The 20,456-nt window shown below is 47.5% G+C and carries 17 protein-coding genes and 5 pseudogenes; 6 read left to right on the forward strand and 16 right to left on the reverse strand.

Translation table 11 applies throughout. The features are described from left to right. Positions 1-9: 9 nt before the first annotated feature. The 4 genes and pseudogenes from mgtE to ACYF68_RS11765 all read right to left on the reverse strand — a co-directional run bounded on the left by mgtE (position 10) and on the right by ACYF68_RS11765 (position 3,271). A pseudogene (gene mgtE / locus ACYF68_RS11750) lies at positions 10-1,354 on the reverse strand (magnesium transporter). 103 nt (positions 1,355-1,457) lie between these two features. Further along, on the reverse strand, positions 1,458-2,252 hold the full coding sequence (locus ACYF68_RS11755; protein WP_380569870.1) for an NAD kinase: 795 nt from the start codon (positions 2,250-2,252) through the stop codon (positions 1,458-1,460). Between the two features lie 26 nt (positions 2,253-2,278). Next, positions 2,279-2,902, reverse strand: coding sequence for a GTP pyrophosphokinase (locus ACYF68_RS11760; protein WP_461047054.1), 624 nt, complete (start codon positions 2,900-2,902; stop codon positions 2,279-2,281). 27 nt (positions 2,903-2,929) lie between these two features. Beyond that, the gene (locus tag ACYF68_RS11765) at positions 2,930-3,271 is read right to left on the reverse strand and encodes a UPF0738 family protein (RefSeq protein WP_461047056.1); all 342 of its coding nucleotides are present in this window, start codon (positions 3,269-3,271) and stop codon (positions 2,930-2,932) included. Between the two features lie 118 nt (positions 3,272-3,389). Here ACYF68_RS11765 and ACYF68_RS11770 point away from each other — a divergent pair, with 118 nt between their 5' ends. From ACYF68_RS11770 to ACYF68_RS11785, 4 genes are read left to right on the forward strand one after another with little or no spacing between them, the layout of a single operon-like run. Then, positions 3,390-3,527, forward strand: a complete 138-nt coding sequence (locus tag ACYF68_RS11770; RefSeq protein ID WP_461047058.1) for a CYTH domain-containing protein — start codon at positions 3,390-3,392, stop codon at positions 3,525-3,527. 13 nt (positions 3,528-3,540) lie between these two features. After that, positions 3,541-3,993 (forward strand): CYTH domain-containing protein, encoded by a 453-nt coding sequence (locus ACYF68_RS11775; RefSeq protein WP_461047060.1) that lies wholly within the window; start codon positions 3,541-3,543, stop codon positions 3,991-3,993. After that, entirely contained in the window at positions 3,977-4,348 is a 372-nt protein-coding gene (locus ACYF68_RS11780; protein WP_344704128.1) for a globin domain-containing protein, read from the forward strand. Before ACYF68_RS11775 ends, ACYF68_RS11780 begins: the two co-directional genes overlap by 17 nt. Before the next feature lie 13 nt (positions 4,349-4,361). After that, positions 4,362-5,153: a DsbA family protein gene (locus tag ACYF68_RS11785; protein ID WP_461047062.1), complete on the forward strand. Its 792-nt coding sequence runs from the start codon at positions 4,362-4,364 to the stop codon at positions 5,151-5,153. Between the two features lie 644 nt (positions 5,154-5,797). On the opposite strand, the pseudogene pepF reads toward ACYF68_RS11785, so the two are convergent. The 4 genes and pseudogenes from pepF to spxA form a co-directional block, all read right to left on the reverse strand. Beyond that, positions 5,798-7,596, reverse strand: a pseudogene (pepF, locus tag ACYF68_RS11790) (oligoendopeptidase F). Positions 7,597-7,664: 68 nt separating this feature from the next. After that, a pseudogene (locus ACYF68_RS11795) lies at positions 7,665-8,620 on the reverse strand (competence protein CoiA). A gap of 66 nt (positions 8,621-8,686) precedes the next feature. After that, positions 8,687-9,337: an adaptor protein MecA gene (locus tag ACYF68_RS11800; protein ID WP_461047063.1), complete on the reverse strand. Its 651-nt coding sequence runs from the start codon at positions 9,335-9,337 to the stop codon at positions 8,687-8,689. Positions 9,338-9,506: 169 nt separating this feature from the next. Then, entirely contained in the window at positions 9,507-9,905 is a 399-nt protein-coding gene (gene spxA / locus ACYF68_RS11805; protein ID WP_344704150.1) for a transcriptional regulator SpxA, read from the reverse strand. A 286-nt stretch (positions 9,906-10,191) separates the two neighbouring features. On the opposite strand from spxA, the gene trpS reads away from it, so the two are divergent. After that, entirely contained in the window at positions 10,192-11,190 is a 999-nt protein-coding gene (gene trpS / locus ACYF68_RS11810; protein WP_461047065.1) for a tryptophan--tRNA ligase, read from the forward strand. Positions 11,191-11,274: 84 nt separating this feature from the next. Here trpS and fabF read toward each other — a convergent pair whose 3' ends face one another. The 8 genes and pseudogenes from fabF to ACYF68_RS11850 form a co-directional block, all read right to left on the reverse strand. Continuing rightward, positions 11,275-12,516 (reverse strand): beta-ketoacyl-ACP synthase II, encoded by a 1,242-nt coding sequence (gene fabF / locus ACYF68_RS11815; RefSeq protein WP_461047067.1) that lies wholly within the window; start codon positions 12,514-12,516, stop codon positions 11,275-11,277. Next, positions 12,509-13,471, reverse strand: coding sequence for a beta-ketoacyl-ACP synthase III (locus tag ACYF68_RS11820; protein WP_461047069.1), 963 nt, complete (start codon positions 13,469-13,471; stop codon positions 12,509-12,511). Before ACYF68_RS11820 ends, fabF begins: the two co-directional genes overlap by 8 nt. 112 nt (positions 13,472-13,583) lie before the next feature. Further along, a complete protein-coding gene (locus ACYF68_RS11825; protein ID WP_461047071.1) occupies positions 13,584-13,892 on the reverse strand; it encodes a hypothetical protein in 309 nt (102 codons plus the stop codon). Then, positions 13,883-15,430, reverse strand: a complete 1,548-nt coding sequence (locus tag ACYF68_RS11830; protein ID WP_461047073.1) for an oligopeptide ABC transporter substrate-binding protein — start codon at positions 15,428-15,430, stop codon at positions 13,883-13,885. The genes ACYF68_RS11825 and ACYF68_RS11830 overlap by 10 nt, the downstream gene beginning before the upstream one ends. 287 nt (positions 15,431-15,717) lie before the next feature. Beyond that, a pseudogene (locus ACYF68_RS11835) lies at positions 15,718-16,551 on the reverse strand (ABC transporter permease). Positions 16,552-16,815: 264 nt separating this feature from the next. Then, the gene (gene opp4B / locus ACYF68_RS11840) at positions 16,816-17,778 is read right to left on the reverse strand and encodes an oligopeptide ABC transporter permease (protein ID WP_461047075.1); all 963 of its coding nucleotides are present in this window, start codon (positions 17,776-17,778) and stop codon (positions 16,816-16,818) included. Positions 17,779-17,785: 7 nt separating this feature from the next. Continuing rightward, positions 17,786-18,714, reverse strand: a pseudogene (locus tag ACYF68_RS11845) (ATP-binding cassette domain-containing protein). Further along, positions 18,714-19,760, reverse strand: a complete 1,047-nt coding sequence (locus ACYF68_RS11850) for an ABC transporter ATP-binding protein (protein WP_461047077.1) — start codon at positions 19,758-19,760, stop codon at positions 18,714-18,716. The pseudogene ACYF68_RS11845 and the gene ACYF68_RS11850 overlap by 1 nt, the downstream one beginning before the upstream one ends. Before the next feature lie 482 nt (positions 19,761-20,242). On the opposite strand from ACYF68_RS11850, the gene ACYF68_RS11855 reads away from it, so the two are divergent. Next, positions 20,243-20,440 (forward strand): DUF2929 family protein, encoded by a 198-nt coding sequence (locus ACYF68_RS11855; protein WP_344704168.1) that lies wholly within the window; start codon positions 20,243-20,245, stop codon positions 20,438-20,440. Positions 20,441-20,456 lie beyond the last annotated feature (16 nt).

A 20,456-nucleotide genomic window follows, 5' to 3' on the forward strand; every position in this document is an offset into this window, starting at 1 on the left:
AGCTACTCCTTATATGAGGTAAGACATTAGTGCATTAGCAAGTGTGAAATAGATGAGCAGACTGATGATATCGTTTGACGTGGTGATGAACGGCCCGCTCGCCACCGCCGGATCGATATTCAGACGATCCATCACCAGTGGGATGAGTGTGCCGAGCAGTGTCGCCAACGTCATCGCAATCAGCAGACTGACGCCCACGATCATACCAAGAATTGACGAATCATACAATAAGGTAATGATGGTGAATAAAAGAATGCCGCAGACCGACCCTGTTATCAAGCCAGAACCCATCTCACGGAGGGCAAGTTTAACCTTGCTCGATTCCTTTATTTCACCGGTCGCAATCCCCGCACCGCAACCGCAGAGATTGTGTGCCGCTGTTTCCCGCCATCCCGCCAATGATCGGGATGAATGCACCCAATATCGCAACCTGCGCCAGCGTATCTTCGAAGCGCGTGAGCATCGTGGCGGTGATCATCCCCATGAAGGTCAGACCGATCAGCCACGGCAGGCGCTTTTTGGCTGTGGAGAAGGAAGAATCCGAAGTCGGCTCGATTTCACTCATACCGGCAAGCCTGGAGTAGTCCTCACTTGCCTCTTCGTCGATGACGTCCATGATGTCATCGGCTGTGATGATACCGACCAGATGACCCTGGTAGTCGACGACCGGCATCGCCAGGAAGTCATAGTCACGCATAATCTGCGCCACTTCCTCCTGATCGTCCGAAACGCGGGCGGAGACGACACGCTCGATCATGATATCACCGATATAGGCATCATCATCTGCAATGATCAGCTCACGCAAAGAAAGGATCCCCGCCAACTTGCGTCCTTCATCGACGACGAACAGGTAGTAGATCGTCTCCGAGTCCGGCGCCTTCAGCTTGAGGTGGCGCATGGCCTCCCTGACGGTCATCAGTGAAGTGAGGCTGACAAACTCCGTTGTCATGATACCACCGGCGGTATCTTCTTCATAATTCATCAGCTTGCGTATTTCCTGCGCGTCCTTCCTCGGCATCAGCGTCAGGAATGAGGTCAGTTTTTCCTTTGAAACGCCGCTCAATATATCCACTGCGTTGTCGTACTGCATCTCTGCAAGCATATCTGCAGCGTAGCGGGCGTCCATCGTTTCGAATATTTCATCATACTCGTCCGCATCAAGCTCCAGGCTGTCGAAGAACTCCCCTACCTCTTCCGGGCTGAGGAAATGGTAGAGCCGCTGCCGATCCTCTTCTTCAAGCAGAAGATAAAATTCACTCTGATCATAATTATGCAGGTCCAGGAAAGCCTCCCGGAAGTCATCTATACGTTCATTCCTGAGGTGATCCAGGAGCACATCGTACTCCATCTCCATCTCAGTCTTCTCGATTGTCTCAACCAATTTTGCCACCACCTGTTCATATTGAATTTCATTCTACATCAAAACAAAAGAAAAAAGCACCCTGCGAGTGCTTTTCCTACGATATGAAAGAATCGTGCACCCGTTTCCAGAATGGGAACGGACGGAAGCGGGCGAATCTCACTTTTTCATCAGCAACCCTGAATTGTATCGATTTGACGCCTTTATGCACAAGATTGATGTGGTCGATCGTCATCTTGTAGACTTCGCTGTTGACCGGCAGCACCTGACAGGTATGGTGTTTAGGCAATACCAACGGTGAGCCTACGGTCCGGAAGACCCGGTTGTTGATCGACGCGATTTCAGTGATTTGGATTGCTTCCAGCGAAGGATGGATCAGTGCACCGCCGAGCGCCTTGTTGTAGGCTGTCGAGCCGGACGGGGTCGAGATGCACAATCCGTCTCCACGGAAGCGTTCGAAATGCTGATTCCTGAGGTCGACATCCATCACCAAGGTGGTGCCGTCATCCGTCCTCAAGGTCGCTTCGTTGAGTGCGAGGTACCTCGTTTCGGTCCCTTCCGACTCATACCGTATAATCGTTTCAAGAAGTGGATATTCGATGACCTGGAATTCATCATTCTGGATGGCGATGATGAGCCGTTCCACTTCGTGGGGCAGCCAGTCTGCATAGAAACCGAGATGCCCGGTATGTACACCGACGAAAGCCGTATGGTCGAGCAGGTGCTGATAGCTGTGGAAAGCCTGCAGCAGCGTGCCATCCCCGCCGACGGAAATGACGATATCCGGCTTCTTGTCATCCAGTTCCATGTTCATATCAATCATATAGTTCATCATCTTATCTTTAAGTGCGTTCGATTTCGTGTCCCCCTTGGACACTATGAAGAACTTCATGTGTCACCCCGCCTTTCCATAGAGCGCTAGCGCATGCTGCGTTTTTTTGTGTAGTATTTTTGTGCATCCTGTATCTCTTCACGTATTTCAGACATCTCCTGATCGAGCAGATACGCCGCTTCTGCTGCATTCTGCAGACGCTTCTTGATTTCCGGTGGATATTCCCCGCTATACTTATAGTTTAATGTATGCTCAATCGTCGCCCAGAAGTTCATTGCCAAGGTGCGGATCTGAATCTCCGCCAGTATGATCACCGGTCCGCCGATCCGTTCGACCGGATATTCCACAATAAGGTGGTAGGAACGATAGCCGCTTTCCTTGGTGTTCGTCACGTAGTCCCTTTCTTCGACGACTTTCATGTCGGTACGGTTGCGGACTTGACTGCATATCAATTCGATGTCGTCCACGAACTGGCACATGATCCTGACGCCTGCAATGTCATACATCCCCTCTTGCAGCTTGTCGTAAGGTATGTTGCGGGCACTTGCCTTTTCGATTATGCTCTGTACTGGTTTAACCCGCGCCGTCACAAATTCTACAGGGGAGGCTTGGCGGTTGAGCTGGTAGTCCCGCCTCATGCCTTTAAGCTTGATCTTAAGTTCCTCCACTGCCTGCTTGTACGGTGCGAGGAACTTCTCCCATTGTTCCATCCTCTACACTCCAGTCTTAAAACGCTTCTATTGTTTGAATGTTTCCTTGACTGCCCTTTCGAATGCTTCCCCGTAGTTGTTGCCTTCGATGGTATCGACCAGGTGATCCAGCTGATCCCAGAAGTCAGTCAATATGACATCGGTGTTCAAAATGATTTCGCTGCCGTGGTGCTCGCGCAGCATGTGCCATGTCTTTTCTCCAAAATGCACTCTACTGGATGCCTCGCCGTCGTCCAGTAGATAGATGAAGCTCTGGTCATCCGGGTCGACAGTCATGCGCGCCGCTGCCTGAAGCCCTTCCGTCCGTTCTTCGGATAGGCATTTGAGCGCTTCATCTTCATATTTGATTTCATTAACATAAATGTCCATTTCCTCACTCCTTGCGCACTTTATTCTACCATAGTAAATGGTATTTGATAACGACATAAACTGTTTACTTTACAGTCCTTTTCAATTTATAGATAATATACATTAAGGAGTGGATTTAATGAAAGAACTCGAGATAGAATTCAAAAATCTATTGACAGGCGATGAATATGGCCGGTTGGATAAAGCATTCTTCCAAAATGCCGAACCGGTCATACAGACCAATTTCTATATAGATACCCCGGATTCTGGATCTTAAACACAACCGCCTATTGCTCAGAATCCGTGCAGCGCGCGGCAACCAGGTCATGACCCTTAAAGAACCGACCGATAAAGGCGTCATGGAATACCATGGAGAAGTGGAGAACGACCTCAGCTTCGACCAGAACATCCGACGAGAGGAACTCCCCGCAATCATCTGCAACGAATTGGAGCGCTTCAATATCGATACGACGCAGCTCAGGATATATGGTGCTTTATCGACCGAGAGACGGGAAGTACCGTATAAGGATGGGCTGCTTGTGCTGGATAAGAACAATTACCTTGATACAGAAGATCTGGAGTTGGAATATGAGGTGTCGAATCGGGACAAGGGTGAGACCATCTTCCAGGACCTCCTTAAGGAGTATGATATCAAGCAGCGCAAAGAGATAACCAAAGTGGAGCGTTTCTACAATAAACTGACGGAAATCAGGACAGGTGACAATTATGCCAATACCCTATAACGATATCGGCCGTGAAAAGCTGTATGAAATGATCGATATATTCTACGGTTATGTGGGTAACGATGAACGCATCAACCACTTGTTTCCGGAAGATTTGACCGAAACGGCGTACAAGCAGAAATTATTCCAAACACAATTCCTCGGTGGTCCGAACCTTTACATGGAAGAATATGGACATCCAATGCTGAAGGCACGCCATAATCCATTCCGCATCACTCCAAAAGCAAAGGATGCATGGCTTGAAAATATGGATAAAGCGATGGATGACGTCGGACTTGATGGTGATTTACGCACGTTCATCATGAAGCGTTACGAAATGACGGCCAATCATATGGTGAATACGATAGAAGAATAAGCAGGGTGAGGACATGAATAGAACTGGAGAACAGGCACTTGTATTAGAACCCGTATCCCATCAGATTGAGATATTCTACTTTTTCGATCCGTTCTCAGAAGACTGTCGCGCCCTGGAGCCCGTCATCAACCGGCTTCAGATTGAATATCGCGGGCATGTGACAGTCAAAAAAATACTTGCACCTTCCCTTCAGGTCCTGACCAAATGTCAGGCCCAATCCACAACAGATATCGACAATATCGCACTAGCCTACAAAGCTGCCGAAATCCAAGGCCGCAACAAAGCCCGCGCATTCATGCGCTATGTGCTGAACCGCATAATGCCGAACCGCAACATCTGCACGATTGAACATATGGAAGAGAGCGCGCGCCTTGCGGGACTCGATGTCAAGTCGTTCACGGCAGATGCCCAATCAGGTTCGGTACGGAGCCTCCTCAGACGCGATCTGATGGTCTACCGTGAAATGGATGTCGAATCCCTTCCGTCACTCGTCTTCTTTTCAGGAGATGTCGAAGCGGAAGGCATTAAAGTGGAAGGTGTGTACCCGTACCATATCTACACGTATATCATCAATGAACTCATCGACCATGAAATAGAAAAGAATCCGTTGCCAAGCATCCACGACTACATTGAGACATATGAAGTCGTCAGCTTCCACGAACTCAAGACAGTTTTCGAATGGCGTACCGGTCTTTTATTAAATGAATTGAAAAAACTCAGACTGCAGCGGCTGATTGAAGAAGTCGAGACGGAAGCGGGCTTCTACTATCAGATCCGCGGCGGATCGTCAGCATTGAGTGAATAATTTTAACAGTACACCCCCTGTCAACTGGATAAAAATCCGGTCCCCAGGGGGTTTTTTTGATTGCTGGAATGAGTGAGGTGTTAGCTCGTCAATTCGCCTTCGTCTCCGGAACGAACGAGAGTTAGACCCCCAATTCGCCTTCGTTGCTCAGACGAACGGGAGTTAGGTCGCCAATTCGCCTTCGTTGCCCAGACGAACGGGAGTTAGACCGCTAATTCGCCTTCGTCGCCCAGACGAACGGGAGTTAGACCGCTAATTCGCCTTCGTCGCCCAGACGAACGGGAGTTAGACACCCAATCCATTCTTCATGTCTCTCCGCCAATAAAAAAACACGGAATCCAAAAGGATTCCGTGCTTCATATATATTATCATCTTTTTTTAAAAAAAGCAGCACACCTTCTTTAGTGTGCTGCTCAAACAAAGGGGATGGGAGAAATTTTTCACTGTTACAACAAAGGGGTATGTTTCAGTGAGAAAAATTCCATATACGTAATATACCACGGTTAAAGACCTCAAACAACATTTTGCATGTCTTTTCACAATACAGACAAAATGAAAACGTATTCAGATTATACTTGTACAACTTTCGTCTACATGTCTACATAATTAAAGAAATCCGAACCTAAGAGGTTCGGATTCCATCATCATATTTCCTTGAGCAGTGCTTCGAACTGGTCGAGTTGTGATTCGAATACTTTCATCGCGTTCTCAACTGGTTCAGCAGTCGTCATATCAACACCTGCATTTTTGAGGACGTTGATCGGATAGTCTGAAGACCCCTTCTTCAGGAATTCGTTGATATAGCGCTCAGCTGTCTCAGAGCCTTCCTCAAGCACTTGCTTCGAGAGGCTGGCTGCAGCTGCGTAACCTGTAGAATACTGATAGACATAATAGTTCATATAGAAGTGCGGGATGCGTGCCCACTCCACTTCAATATATTCATCGTACTCCATCACATCTCCAAAGTATTTGCGGTTGAGCGCCCCGTACACTTCGTTTAGGCTTCCGGCAGTCAGCGGCTCGCCCTCTTCCTTCATCGTATGGATCTTGTGTTCGAATTCAGCAAACATCGTCTGCCTGAATACCGATCCCTTGAATCCTTCCAGCTGCTCATTCAACAGATATAGTTTCTTCTTTTTATCCTCAAGATTCCTGAACATATAGTCTGCAAGCAGCGCCTCGTTGAAATTACTCGCCACTTCGGCGATGAATATGGAGTAGCCGGACATGTTCGACGGCTGGTTCTGCCTGCTGTAGTAGCTGTGGACGCTGTGTCCGAATTCGTGCGTCAAGGTGAATAGGTTGTTGACATTATCCTGCCAGTTCATGAGGATGAAAGGATTAGTGCCGTAGGTACCGGAGGAATAGGCACCGCTTCTCTTGCCTTTATTCTCATAGACGTCGACCCAGCGGTTTTCGAGGCCTTCCTTGACGATGCCTACGTACTCTTCACCCATCGGTGCCAATGAATTGAGCATCCATTCCTTCGCTTCCTCATATTCCATCTTGAAATCGACATCTTTCACCATCGGTGTATAGACATCATACATCTTCAGTGTATCGAGCCCGAGCAGCTGCTTGCGCAGTTCAGTATACCGGTGCAGCAGATGCAGGTGCTTGTTGACGGTCGCCACAAGGTTATCATACACTTCCTCCGGAATGAAGTTGTTGGAGAGGGCCTGATGCCTCGCCGATTCATAGCCGCGTGCCTGTGCTTCGAAGACATGTGTGGATACTACACCCTGCAGTGTTGGCTCAATGTGTTCTTGAATGAACCGTAAGTCTTATATAGATTTTCATAGGCTGATCTGCGCAGTTCACGGTCGCTCGATTTGAGGAGATCAATGTAAGTGCCTTGTGTGAGTGTATGCGCATTTCCTTCAGCATCGATCGCATCCGGGAATTCCAAGTCTGCGTTATTGAACATGCCGAATGTCGACGTCGGGTTGGACAGCACTTCCCCTGCCTGCGCCATAAGCTTCTCTTCCTTGTCGCTGAGTATATGTTCCCGCTTCCTGTTCAATTTTTCAAGATCGAAGGAGAACTCGGAAAGACGCTCATCCTGGCGCCATTCTTCGAGCGTATCTTCATCAATCTGCAGGATTTCAGGCACCAGGAAACTCCATGCCGTATTGAATTTGACGACCAGTGTGCGCGCCTTGGCTTCCATGCCGCTATAAGTGTCATTAGATGTATCCTGGTCATGCTTAAGGTGTGAGTAGACGAATAATTTGCCTATCTCCTCCGTCAACTCGCGCTGGGTATGAAGCGCTTCTGATAGTTTTTCCAGGGAACCGATGTCCCCTTCGAATTGTTCCGCTTCGTCTAGCCTACCTTCCAGTTCCTTATACTTTTCTTCGAATGCTTCGTCCGACTCGAAGATATTTTTGAGATTCCATGTATACTTCTCCTGTTGTTCTTCACGTGTTATTACTTTTGCCATTATGTACCCTCCAATTTTCAGATAGTCCAATTTTCTCAATATTGCGTATAAATTTCAAGTCTCGAAACTTATTGTGAATTGTATAACGTCTTATAGTCGCTAAGCAGCTTGTGGATTACCTGCTCGCTTTGAGGCGCCCCTTGGATTTCCCGCAGGTGTATGAAGCGTCTGAAATCTTCAATCGTCAAGCGCCCCCGCTCTAGGGCAAACATCAAATACAGCTTCCATTCGAGGGGACTGTTCATGATCCAGCGCTCGGACTCTGTAATGTACAGCAAATGCTTCGGCAGATCAGCCGGATCGAGGCCAAGCTGATAAATATATGTAAGCGTGGGGTTCAACCGACTTTTCTGCCGGCGTTCATGTTGGATGAGCCGTTTGATATCCTGCCCATTCATCTGATGCATCTGTCTAGGCATTGCTTCATGGTCCAACATTAGTGCTTCTGCATCCATACCCTCTACATGGTACAGCCAACGGCCTGCGCCGATGTGATGATGCAACATCCATTTCTTCAATTGCCTGTTCGTGCCATGATATGTAAACAAGGCATGTTGAAACTGTGTCGACAACTGGAAATGGGTTGGAATCACATGCGCGGCGTTAATGCGGAGCGCCGTTTCGTCAAGCACCCATATAACATCCATGCCGAGTGTATGGTACCCTTTCGAGCGTTCGATGATGAGTGTTGGAGAAATCGGGAATATTGGATTTCGATGGCGCGCTTCCCTACAAGCAGATCTGGAATCTGTTCTATTTCGGGCAGATAATATTCCATTGCAGCAGTGTGATTTTTGTTGAGGCTCAAGTACAGTTCATGCTTCGCCGACAAGTGAGCCAATGATTCCTTTTTGTAGAGATGCCTGATGCAGTCTACTATGCGATGGTGGGAGAAATGGGGTGTCTTTACATTGCCTGATTTCAATACGACCCGCTCGAGACAGACCGGGCAGAAATATTTTCTGTTCTTGACTGCTTCACTTGCAGTGACGTTGCCGCCAGTTTCATCGTGGGCTATAAACATAAAAAAACCTCCTCATCTATATATGGATGAAAAGGTTAAAAATGATTTATTTTAGATGCAGATAATTTAATTTTCTTGAAAAACTTTTCTTACTTTGCCCCTCACATTCATACTCATGATGATTTTTCCGTATTCTTCGACAATGAGGCTGGATGTTTCAGCAGGTGCACTGTACTCGAGAAGTTTTGCTTCAATCCGTTCAGTATCCATATAATCCATACGGTGGTCGAAGAATATCTGGTAGTAATACCTGCCTTCATGGACGATAAGCAGATCTTCATACTGTGTTTCATCGACTTCGACTTCATAGGAATACTTGATGAGGTCTTCCAAGTCTGCGAACCTGACCATTACTGGCTCTTTCGTAACAGGCGTCGTCTGGTCTTTCTCCCCTGAAATGTTTTCAAGGAATGATTCAACATCTTTATTATTTATATCCATAGGGTTCTGCTCCATTGAGAATGGTTTGTCATCCTGAGATTTGGACACGACCACTTCGATTCCTTTGTCATAGGCATGCACTTGAATCCATAGCGGCCCGTCCATTGAAAATTCTTCTTCGTGCTCGTGGTTCACTTCATCCATGATTGACCAGAAGAATTCTTCTCCACGTTTACGGTTCAACCACAGATCTTCTTTATCGTAGCCGCGTTTTTCAATATCCTGGTAGGTGATGAAAAATTTGATCGTAGACTCATCGATCCTTTCAATCCTCATACTCCTCACTCCTCTCCATAAAGTATGGTCTTACTTATACTATACCTTAATGTGCCAGGGTAAAACCACTTTTGGAATTGTCATATCATTATACGCCAAAATACCCACAGTTTTCAAGCAATCTGCGGGCATAGCACTTTAAGTATATGGCTGATCTCGGGTGCTCTTTTTAGAGTTCGGCGAGACGTTTTGCTTCCTTGAGGTGGAATGTCCTTACCTTGCGTGGAAGGAAACGACGTATTTCATCTTCGTTATAGCCGACTTGGAGACGCTTTTCGTCCATGATAATCGGCCTTCTCAATAGACCAGGGTTATCCATGATCAATGTGTACAACTCCTGCATCGGCATGGTGTCGATATCCACATTAAGCTTTTGGAACGTCTTAGATCTGGTGGAGATGATTTCATCCGTGCCATCCTCAGTCATGCGAAGAATTGCCTTGACCTCCTCCAATGTGAGGGGTTCAGAAAATATATTTCTTTCAGTATATGGAATTTCATGTTCTTGTAACCATGCTTTCGCTTTACGGCATGATGTGCAGCTTGGAGAAGTAAATAATGTTACCATGGGGCTCACACTCCAATTTCAAAAGATTTGTAATGTTAGTCTTTACCCGGTTCCATCACTTTTTAATCCCGATTGGTTAAATTTAATGGAAAACCGACTTCAACTTCATCTACACTTTGTATTATACTGCACGAACATTAAAATAAAATGAGAATTCCTTAATAATCCCGCAAATTTTCAATTAATTTATGATGGTTTTATATTTATACAAGGCCATCTGCTTTATTGCAAGCTTTCGAGAAGTCTATTATTATAGGAGTAATGACTAACTTAAAGGTGATGACACATGAAAACATTATTTTCCGGCGTCCAGCCGAGCGGGATCCCTACAATCGGCAACTACATCGGCGCCTACAAGCAATTCGTCGAGCTGCAGGATGAATACGATGCCTACTTCTGCATCGTCGACCAGCACGCCATAACCGTGCCCCAAGATCGTCTTAAACTGCGGGATAATACAAAAAAACTCGCAGCAATCTATCTGGCTTCGGGACTCGATCCCGAGAAGATCACGCTGTTCATACAGAGCGAAGTACCGGCTCATGCGAAAGCGGCGTGGATGATGCAGTGCGTCGGATATGTCGGGGAACTTGAGCGTATGACGCAATATAAGGATAAGGCACGTAAACAAAACCAACGCGACGGCATCAGTGTGGGCCTCCTTACATATCCTTCACTGATGGCGGCTGATATTCTGATCTATGGAACCGATATCGTACCCGTCGGGGAAGATCAGGGCCAGCACCTTGAACTCACCCGCACACTCGCGGAACGTTTCAACACCAAATACAATGATGTCCTGACCGTCCCTGAAGTCAAGCACCCGGAATACGGAGGCCGCATCATGAGCCTAAACGACCCCACCAAAAAAATGTCGAAAAGTGACGATAACCAAAAGGGATTCATATCCCTTCTCGATGACCCTAAAGCAGCTGCCAAAAAGATACGCAGCGCCGTTACTGATTCGGGCAGTGATATAAAATATGATAAGGAAAATAAACCGGGCATCGCAAACCTTCTGACAATCTATGCTTCCCTGACCGACAAAAGCCTCCAGGAATTGGAGCAGGAATATGCGGACAGCAATTATGGCACATTCAAATCCGACCTTGGGGAAGTGGTGGAGCAGTTCCTCATTGATTTCCAGGAGAAGGTCAACCACTACCTTGAAAGTGGCGCACTTGACGACATCCTTGACGCGGGCGCCGTTAAGGCATCCCGCAAAGCGGATAAGACAGTCGCTAAGATGGAGCGGGCCATGGGGCTCGGCAGAAAGCGGAAATAGCGCTCATCATCTCCATACAAAATGATTCACCCAACATACAAAAGCGCCTCCCTTCATGAAGGGAGGCGCTTTTGTATTTGAATATTAATCTACATACTTTTTGAATACAAGGCTTGCGTTGTGCCCACCGAAACCGAAGCTATTGGAAATTGCATATTCCAAATCAGCTTCAACCATGCCTTCAGGGACATAGTTCAAGTCACATTCAGGATCTGGTGTTTCCAGATTGATGGTCGGGTGGACTTTGCCTTCTTTCAGACTGAGCACCGTAATGATTGCTTCCATACCGCCTGTTGCGCCGAGCAGGTGACCCGTCATGGATTTTGTGGAGTTTACAAGCAGTTTGTCTGCATGATCTGCAAATACCGAACGGATTGCCATCGTTTCGAACAGGTCATTGTATGGCGTGCTTGTACCATGTCCGTTGATGTAGTCGATCTGCTCCGGTTTCAGGCCTGCATCTTTCATCGCTTCCTGCATTGCACGCGCTCCGCCTTCGCCGCCTTCAGCCGGTGCTGTGATATGATGGGCGTCGCCCGTCGTGCCGTAGCCGACTACCTCGCCGTATATTGTGGCACCGCGTGCTTTGGCATGTTCCAGTTCCTCAAGCATGACGACGCCTGCCCCTTCGCCGATGACGAAACCATCACGGTCCTTGGAATAGGGTCTGGATGCTTTGTCAGGGTCTTCTGCCGTAGTCAATGCCTTATTGGCCTGGAAACCGGCGATGCCCATCCGTGTAATTGGCGCTTCGGTCCCGCCTGTGACCATCGCATCAGCCTGACCGCGTGCGATGAACTTGAACGCTTCACCGATCGAGTTCGTACCTGTGGCGCATGCTGTAACCGTTGCACCGTTCGGTCCCTTCAAGCCATGTTTGATGGACACCTGGCCACTTGCCATGTCCGGAATCATCATTGGGACGAAGAACGGACTCACGCGGCGTGGTCCGCGCTCATACAGGACTTTGAAGCCGTCTTCAAGGGCCTGGATGCCGCCGATGCCGGAGCCGATCCAGACACCGATGCGTTCACGGTTGTCATCTGTAATGTCGAGTCCGCTGTCTGCGACTGCTTCATCAGCAGCCACCATGGCATATTGGGTGAAACGGTCCATGCGGCGCGCTTCTTTCCTGTCAATATAGTCCTCGACGTTGAAATCTTTCAGTTCCCCTGCCACATGGACATTATATTCGCTGTTGTCTATCCGTGTGATCTTATCTATACCATTTACTCCCTTTAGGGCGTTCTCCCAGGTTTCAGGCGCTGTGTTTCCAATTGGCGTCAGCGCTCCAATCCCTGTTACAACTACTCTTCTCTTATCCATGAGTCTCCTCCTTATTATCTCCCCAGGTCAGGCAAATTGCACCCCAGGTCAGTCCGCCTCCGAAGCCGACCAGAACGAGGGTGTCTCCGTCCTTTATCTTACCATTTTTAACTTCATGATGGATACTTAACGGTATTGAGGCAGCTGAAGTGTTACCGTACCTATCAACTGTCACACTCATACGGTCTTCAGGCAGCCCCATGCGTTCGCGCGCAGCATTCATGATGCGTATATTGGCCTGATGGGGCACCAGCATATCAATATCTTCTTTTGTAAGACCTGCTTTTTCGGTAACATTGACACTCGATTCGCCCATCTGCCTGACCGCAAATTTAAACACTTCGCGGCCGTTCATCCGAATGTCGCCGGTGTCCTCATCGTCATACAGATAAGGTCCTCCTTTGCCGTTGCTGCCGAGTTCAAAGGAGCGTATGCCATATCCTTCAGACACTTGACCCATTACTACAGCCCCAGCTCCGTCACCGAAGAGCACTGCAGTGGAGCGATCGTCGAAATCGGTGATATTGGATAGTTTGTCCGCTCCGACCACCAACACATTTTTATATGTGCCAGCCCCGATGAACTGGCTGGCTGTCACCATGGCATAGATGAAGCCGGTGCAGGCAGCGAGCTGGTCCATTGATGGTACCGCCTCGAGTCCGAGCTTGTTTTGGATTGTCGTCGCGACAGTCGGGAATTTATGGTGACCGGTCGATGTCGCAACAATGACCAGATCGATATCTTCTTTGGCGACCCCGGAGTTTGCTATCGCTTCTTCCGCAGCTTCGTACGCCATATCACTTGTTTCCATTCCTTCAGCGAAGCGCCGTTCTTTTATACCTGTCATTTCTGTAATCCATTCATCTGATGTATCCAGAATTTTTTCGAAATCATGATTGGTGAACACTTTTTCCGGCACGTAGGTTCCGAGCCCCAATACGCCAACATTTTTCATTAGACCACACCTTATACTCTCATATTATAACTAGGTACTAATTTATCATAATCGATTATCCTGCACAACAAAAATGCACCCATGCTCTGCATGGGTGCTACTGGGTGCAACCTTATTCAGTTACGCCCCATTTGTACGGAAGCGTCTCTTCATCGTGTCCAAGTTCAATGCCGAAGTTTGTAACCCTATCATTGACTGGTACGACATATGCTCTGTAAAGAGTCGGTACGACTGGCATTTCCTCAACCATGAGTGCCTGCCATTCATTGTAGATTTCTTTCCTCTTCTCTACATCAAGCGCATCAGGCGAGTTGCCCTCTTCCATCAATTTAGTGCTTTCTTCAGTTTCGTAACGTGGATAGTTGAATGCCACATCCGGACCATATAGACCATACGGGTCTACATCGGAGCCTACGCCCATGCGCCTTGGTAGATGTCGACTTCAGGATCGTCATTTTCAAGCATATCGTAGAATGTATTGAATTCTATCAGGCGATCATTTGTCAGGCTGACGTTCAAGCCGACATCCTTCCAAGATTGGATGTAGTAGTTTGCAAGTGGTTCAGCAGTATCCCCACCGGACATTGAAGCGAAGTTCAATTCGAGTGGTTCGCCTTCTGGTGTTTCGCGGAAACCGTCACCGTCTGTATCTTCATAACCTGCATCATCCAGAATCTGTTTCGCTTTCTCAGGATCATATTCCGGTGTTTCGATGCTGTCATCGTGCCATTCGGCATGATACGGCGTAATCAGTGTAGTTGCTTCCCAACGGAGGCCGTTGTAGAAGCGTTTACCTACAGCTTCGTTGTCCATCGCGTGCCACATCGCGCGGCGCAGTTCTTTATCGCCGACTTTCGATTCTTCAGGTTTGTAGTCCACTTTGCCTTCTTCTTCGTTCCATTCACCCAGCTTGAAGCCGATGTAGGTATAGGCGCCATCGATATTGGCAAGCCATTCGACACCGTCCATTTCAGCTACGTCCGGATATTGGTCGGTCGGGAAGTTGATTGCATAATCCACTTCACCTGTTTCAAGAGCGTTCGCGATTGATGATGGCGATACGACGCTCAATTCGATGCCGTCAAGATTTGGTTCACCTCTCCAGTAGTCTTCAAACTTACTCATGACTACAGATTCCCCTGGCGTCACAGAATCTACTTTGTATGGTCCTATGCCGAGTGGGTTTTCACGCGTTTGAGGCGCTTCAGCCATATCGGCGATCTCGACACCTTCGTAGTGGTGTTCAGGCATTGCATAGTACCAGAAACCGCCCGCTGTAAGTGATGGTGCGATTTCCTTATATGTGAAGACAGCAGTCTGGTCATCGATTACTTCGATGCCTGAAATGGAGTCTGCATCTCCTGCTTTATACTCATCATACCCTTCAATCAGAGTGAATCCATCGGTAGCACCGCGGATACCCGGATAGTCAGGATGACCGATGACTTCATATGAGTACACGTAGTCATCGATTGTAACTGGTTCGCCATCGTGCCATTTGACGCCTTCCTGCATTGTGAATGTCACTGTCTTGTCGTCTTCATTGACTTCAAAGTTCAGTGCCCCGTCGTTTGTAAACTGGAAGTCCTCATCCATTGTAAGCAATGGCTCATCGAACAATCCCAATACTTCAGCATCCGGGTTACCCTGATACAAGTTCCAGTTCAATGTCCCTTCAAAAGGCGTATCTGAAGTCAGGCCGACTTTCAAAGTGCCTTCCCCAGTTGCCTCTCCGTCATTGGATACGACCTGGTTGAAGTCTTCATAATTATATACTTCTCCAGTTTCCCCTTCTGCCTCACTCTCATCTTTCGATTCCTCTGATGAGCCTTCAGAACTGGAGTCGCCGGAGTCTTCTGACGATTCTTCTTCCGATGATCCCCCGCCGCATGCAGCAAGTGCCAATACAAGTACCAGCATCATGAAGAACATCAATTTGGACCATGAATATTTCCCCATCTTATTTCCTCCCTATTGATGAAATTAAAACAATATATACTCAGTTCAGCTTTGTGCTGAATCTTAGTATCAAAAAGTGTCGTGCCTTTGTGGATATGTAATGTAATCCATCCACAATATTATCACAATTGTCAGAAATATCAACGGCTATCAGTTAAAGTTTTCCATTATAAGTGTATTATTGCATTAATTTTTTGTTCTTTTGAAAATTTTCTGTTAAGTATATGAAATCGCTTACAATTATACTGAAAACCGAACCCCCAAATTAATGGGGGTAGGACAAGACTTTACGCTTTACGTTGTCTTGCATCTCCAGCGCGTCTCATTGCCTCTCCTATGTTGCGTACGCATAGCATCAGAACCAGGAATCATGATGGCAGCCGGCACCCATATCCAAGGTCTATGCTGGAGTGTCTGGAGTTGGTTGCATAGGCCATCAGTGTCCCAAGTGAAGGATAATCTTCCGGAAAGCCGAATCCAATGAAAGACAAACCTGATTCTATTCCGATGTTTGCCGCCAGGGACAGCGTCCCATTGACGATGATGATCCCGACCAGGTTTGGAATCAGTTGGGTGAAGACGACTTTCATATGGGAACTGCCAAGTGTCTTCGATGCGTTGATGTAGTCGAGCTCCTTCTCCTGCATGGCCAATGAACGTACCAGCCTGGCTGTACCTGTCCATAGGAAGGCCGCCATGATGAAGGAGAATGAGAAGATGTCATAGGATGGCGAGATTGTTACAAACACGATGATGATCATCAAGAAAGGCAGCACCATGAAAAAGTCCACAACACGCATCATGGCGTTATCAATCTGGCCTGCAAAGTATCCCGACACCACTCCATAGACGACACCGAAGCCGACACTCATCAGAGTGACTAGCATACCGATCGCCAATGAATTCCGTGTCCCTATGATCAATTGGCCGAAAATGTCCCGTCCACCATAATCTGTGCCGAGCCTGAACATGTCATTCGGCGGCTCATTAATCGCGAAAAGGTCGACCGTGACGATTTCCTGGCGGTTCAGGAACATCGTCAGACCAAACACGTACGCGGTGATGATGACGAATAGGATCAGTGAAAAGAGCGCGAGCTTATCTGCAATCACTTCCTTCATGATTACTTTCCAGCCCGGCGGACTCTTGGGTAGATTTTTGGAGTCGAGTGCACCATGTCCGGAGGCGCCATGTGGGATGTCGGCTTTGACTGTCATGTCCATGTCGCCCTTTTCATATTCATGGGCTTCCTTATCATGGGCTTCGAACGGATCCCCCTGGATCTGACGCTCTTCTCTTTGTTCGTTATGCAAACGAGACTCTTCATTTTCATGATCTATATTTTTATTATAGTTATCTTTATTATCCAATTTTTACGCTCCTTCCTATTTTATTCGGATCCTAGGATCAACGATGCTCAAAATGATGTCGGACAGCAGCGCACCTAAGATGGCCAGGATGCCGTAGAACAGGATCAGAACATTCGCTACGCTGAAGTCGCGTGTCGAAATGGAGTCCAGGAACAGCCGGCCCATGCCAGGGTAGCTGTAGATCATTTCAATGAAGATGGAACCGCCAAGAAGGGCCACAATCTCATAGCCGAAGAAGGCTGCGATCGGCAAGATTGAGTTTCTGAAGATGTGCCTGTTGTAGACGGACGATTCTTTCACACCTTTCGCACGGGCGAGTATAATAAAGTCTTTCTGCTTCGTTTCTATGATGCCGCTCCTTAGGTACTGCACTGTACCGACGAGACCGATCAATGCTATTGCGAAACTTGGCAGGACAAGGTGGTTTATCTTGCTCAGTATATAATCGATCGAGCCTGGTTCGAGCCCTGGGCCGACTGAACCGCCGGTCGGGAACCAGCCGAGGTTGTAACCGAACAGCCACAGGATGACCAGGCCGAATATGAACTGGGGTGTAGCGAATCCGAGGTATGTATACCCGGTGATTGTATTGTCAAGGAGAGAGTCATTGTAGCGTCCTGAAACGAGACCAAGCGGCAAGCCGATCAAGTAGATCAGGATGGTGGAGAACAGGGATAACCATACTGTGTTCATTAATCGATCCCCTATCACGTCCATGACGGGCCTCTGGTGGAATATCGAAGTCCCGAAATCCCCTTGGAACATGGCGAATATCCAGTCCCTGTATTGGATGTACCATGGGTTATCAAGCCCAAGCTCTTCCCTTTTGGCCTGAATTGCCTCTGCAGGGATGTTCGGGTCAAGCAGACCTGAGAGTGCATCCCCCGGCATGAGCGAACCAAGAAAGAATACGAGGATACTCAAAATGACCAGCTGCGGGAAAGTGATCAGCAACCGTCTAATTGTAAATTTCAGCATATATTCATCAACCTTTCACCGGTAGCGCAACTCTGTGCGTCTTTGAAATGGACTGCAGCGGGAACGCCCGACCTTCTTCGTCGAGGTTTTCGTCGAAATTCTGATCGTACTCTTCTTTGACCTTCTGGCGCAGGGCCAAATTCCTTTCCACTTCATCCACGTCCGTATCCGGAATTGCTGCAATCAGCCGCTTCGTATAGATATGCTGGGGATTGCTGAATATTTCTTCAGTCGTGCCCTCCTCTACGAGACGGCCATGGTACATGATACCGATATGGCGGCACATATGGCGGACTACGCCCAGATCATGGGCGATGAACATCATCGTCAAGTCCATATCCTTTTGGATGTCCTGCATGAAGTTGAGCACTTGGGCCTGTACGGATACATCCAGTGCCGATACAGGCTCATCCGCAATGATGAGCTTAGGGTTCAATGCAATCGCCCGGGCCACGCCAATCCTCTGGCGCTGTCCGCCCGAGAATTCATGCGGGTACTTATACAGTGAGCCTGGTGGCAGACCGACCCGGTTCAACAAGCCGAGGACCTCATTTATCAGTTCGTTCTTCGATTTTTTATGATAGTTCCTGATGGGCTCTGCCACTATATCGAAAACGCGTTTACGTGGATTCAATGAAGAGTAGGGATCTTGGAAGATCATCTGGATATCATCACGTACATTCACTTTACGGCCTTTTTCGTTAAGCTTCTGGCCATCAAAATAAATTTCTCCGGCGGTAACGTGGTTGAGGCCCATGACCGCCTTGCCGGTCGTGGTCTTGCCTGAACCGGACTCACCGACCAGACCATATGTCGTACCTTCCGGTATGCTTATGCTGACGCCATCGACTGCTTTGACATAGTCTTTGACTGTGTTGAAGAACCCCCCTTTATCGGGTAGTGGACTTTCAGATCTTTTATCTCCAGTAGATTCATTACACATTTCCTCCCCGGGTGGCCATTTCATACCCATGCTCATCAATGTCTACATAAGTCTCTCCTGCATCTTCCAGGCTGAAGTTCTTATAGCACGTGCAGCGTACATGATGGCCTGGTGCGATTTCACGCAGCTGTGGGTTGTATTCGTGTTCCGAAGCCGGGACCCAGGGAATGCGCGGCGCAAACCGGCAGCCTGTGCGGTCCATCTTGTCGAGTGCAGGGACGACGCCCTGGATGACATGCAGCTTCTTACCGAGCATATCTTCAGTCGGCAAGGAATTGAGAAGCGACTTCGTATAGGGATGCTGGGGATTCTTGAACAATTCCCTGGCAGGTGCCACTTCAACGATTTGACCGGCATACATGACTGCGACGCGATCCGCCATTTCTGCGACGACACCGAGGTCATGCGTGATGAGTAGGACACCTGAATTCAATTCTTCCTGCAGTTCCCTGATGAGGTCCAATATCTGGGCCTGGATTGTGACATCAAGTGCCGTAGTCGGCTCATCCGCTATCAGCATCTTCGGGCGGTTTGCGATGGCGATGGCGATGACCACACGCTGGCGCATGCCACCCGACAATTCATGCGGATACGCTTCTCCAACCCTTTTTGGCCGTGGGATCCCCACCCGGTCTAGCAGTTCTATAGCATATGATTCTCTCTCATTCTTTGGTTTGGTGTTATGTATTTTCAGTGTTTCGATGATCTGTTGTTTGACTTTCATAAGTGGATTCAAAGCCGTCATCGGATCTTGGAAGATCATTGCCATGTCGCCACCGCGTATTTTATTCATTTTGCCTTCGTTTAGCTTGAGCAGATTCCGACCGAGAAAATTCACTTCTCCTTCCATGCGTGCCTTAGTATGAAGACCCATAAGCGAAAAAGCCGTCGCACTTTTGCCAGATCCCGACTCGCCTACTAGTGCAAGCACTTCATTCGGTTTAATATTCAATGAAACATCGTCTACTGCCGGAAAGTATTCGCCGCCTATTTTAAAGGCAGTTGTAAGATTTTTAACCTCTAACAAATTTTCAGACATTCTATTTCACCCATTCTTCCTCTGTTTCATAATGTGCGCTCTATCGCTCCACTGCTTTTCGTGACCTTAAATCTGAGGCTGCTGGAGATCGACTCGCAGTCACCTATATCCATCTGCCGCAAACATGTAATATTATTCCGAAGAGATAATACTTATTGTGTAGCAATAAATAGCAGATTAAGTGTCTCTAACACTATTGTAAGTTCCTATATTTCAAAACGCAACAACCATTTTTTGAATTGTAGCAATTTTTAACTATTTCCAAGAATTAAATATACACTAGTAAATAATGCTTTTCAACTGTATTCAAATAAAAAAACGACAAAATATGAAATCGCTTTCAATTAAACACATTTCAGTCTAGAGAATAAATATTTTATGAATATAAAATTCAAAGGAATATTTTCGATCGATTGCCACTATACATGGAAATCCATTTAGGGTATCATTAAAATATATAAATTTGTAGTGGAGGCAGGACCATGAAGTATCTTATCAGTTTCATCTGGGCACTGATGCTGACCCAGATGGTTAACTTTGTAATCAACAGCCTTGGCGGCGGTGGCCCTCTGAATGTCTGGAGCGGATTACTGCTCGCAGTAATCGTCACACTGACGATCTTCGTTCTGGATTTCATGCTCAAACCTGAAGATACCGACGAAGTACAGCATAACCATTAGACATCAAAAAATGACC

This window comes from Salinicoccus sp. CNSTN-B1 (assembly GCF_054792835.1).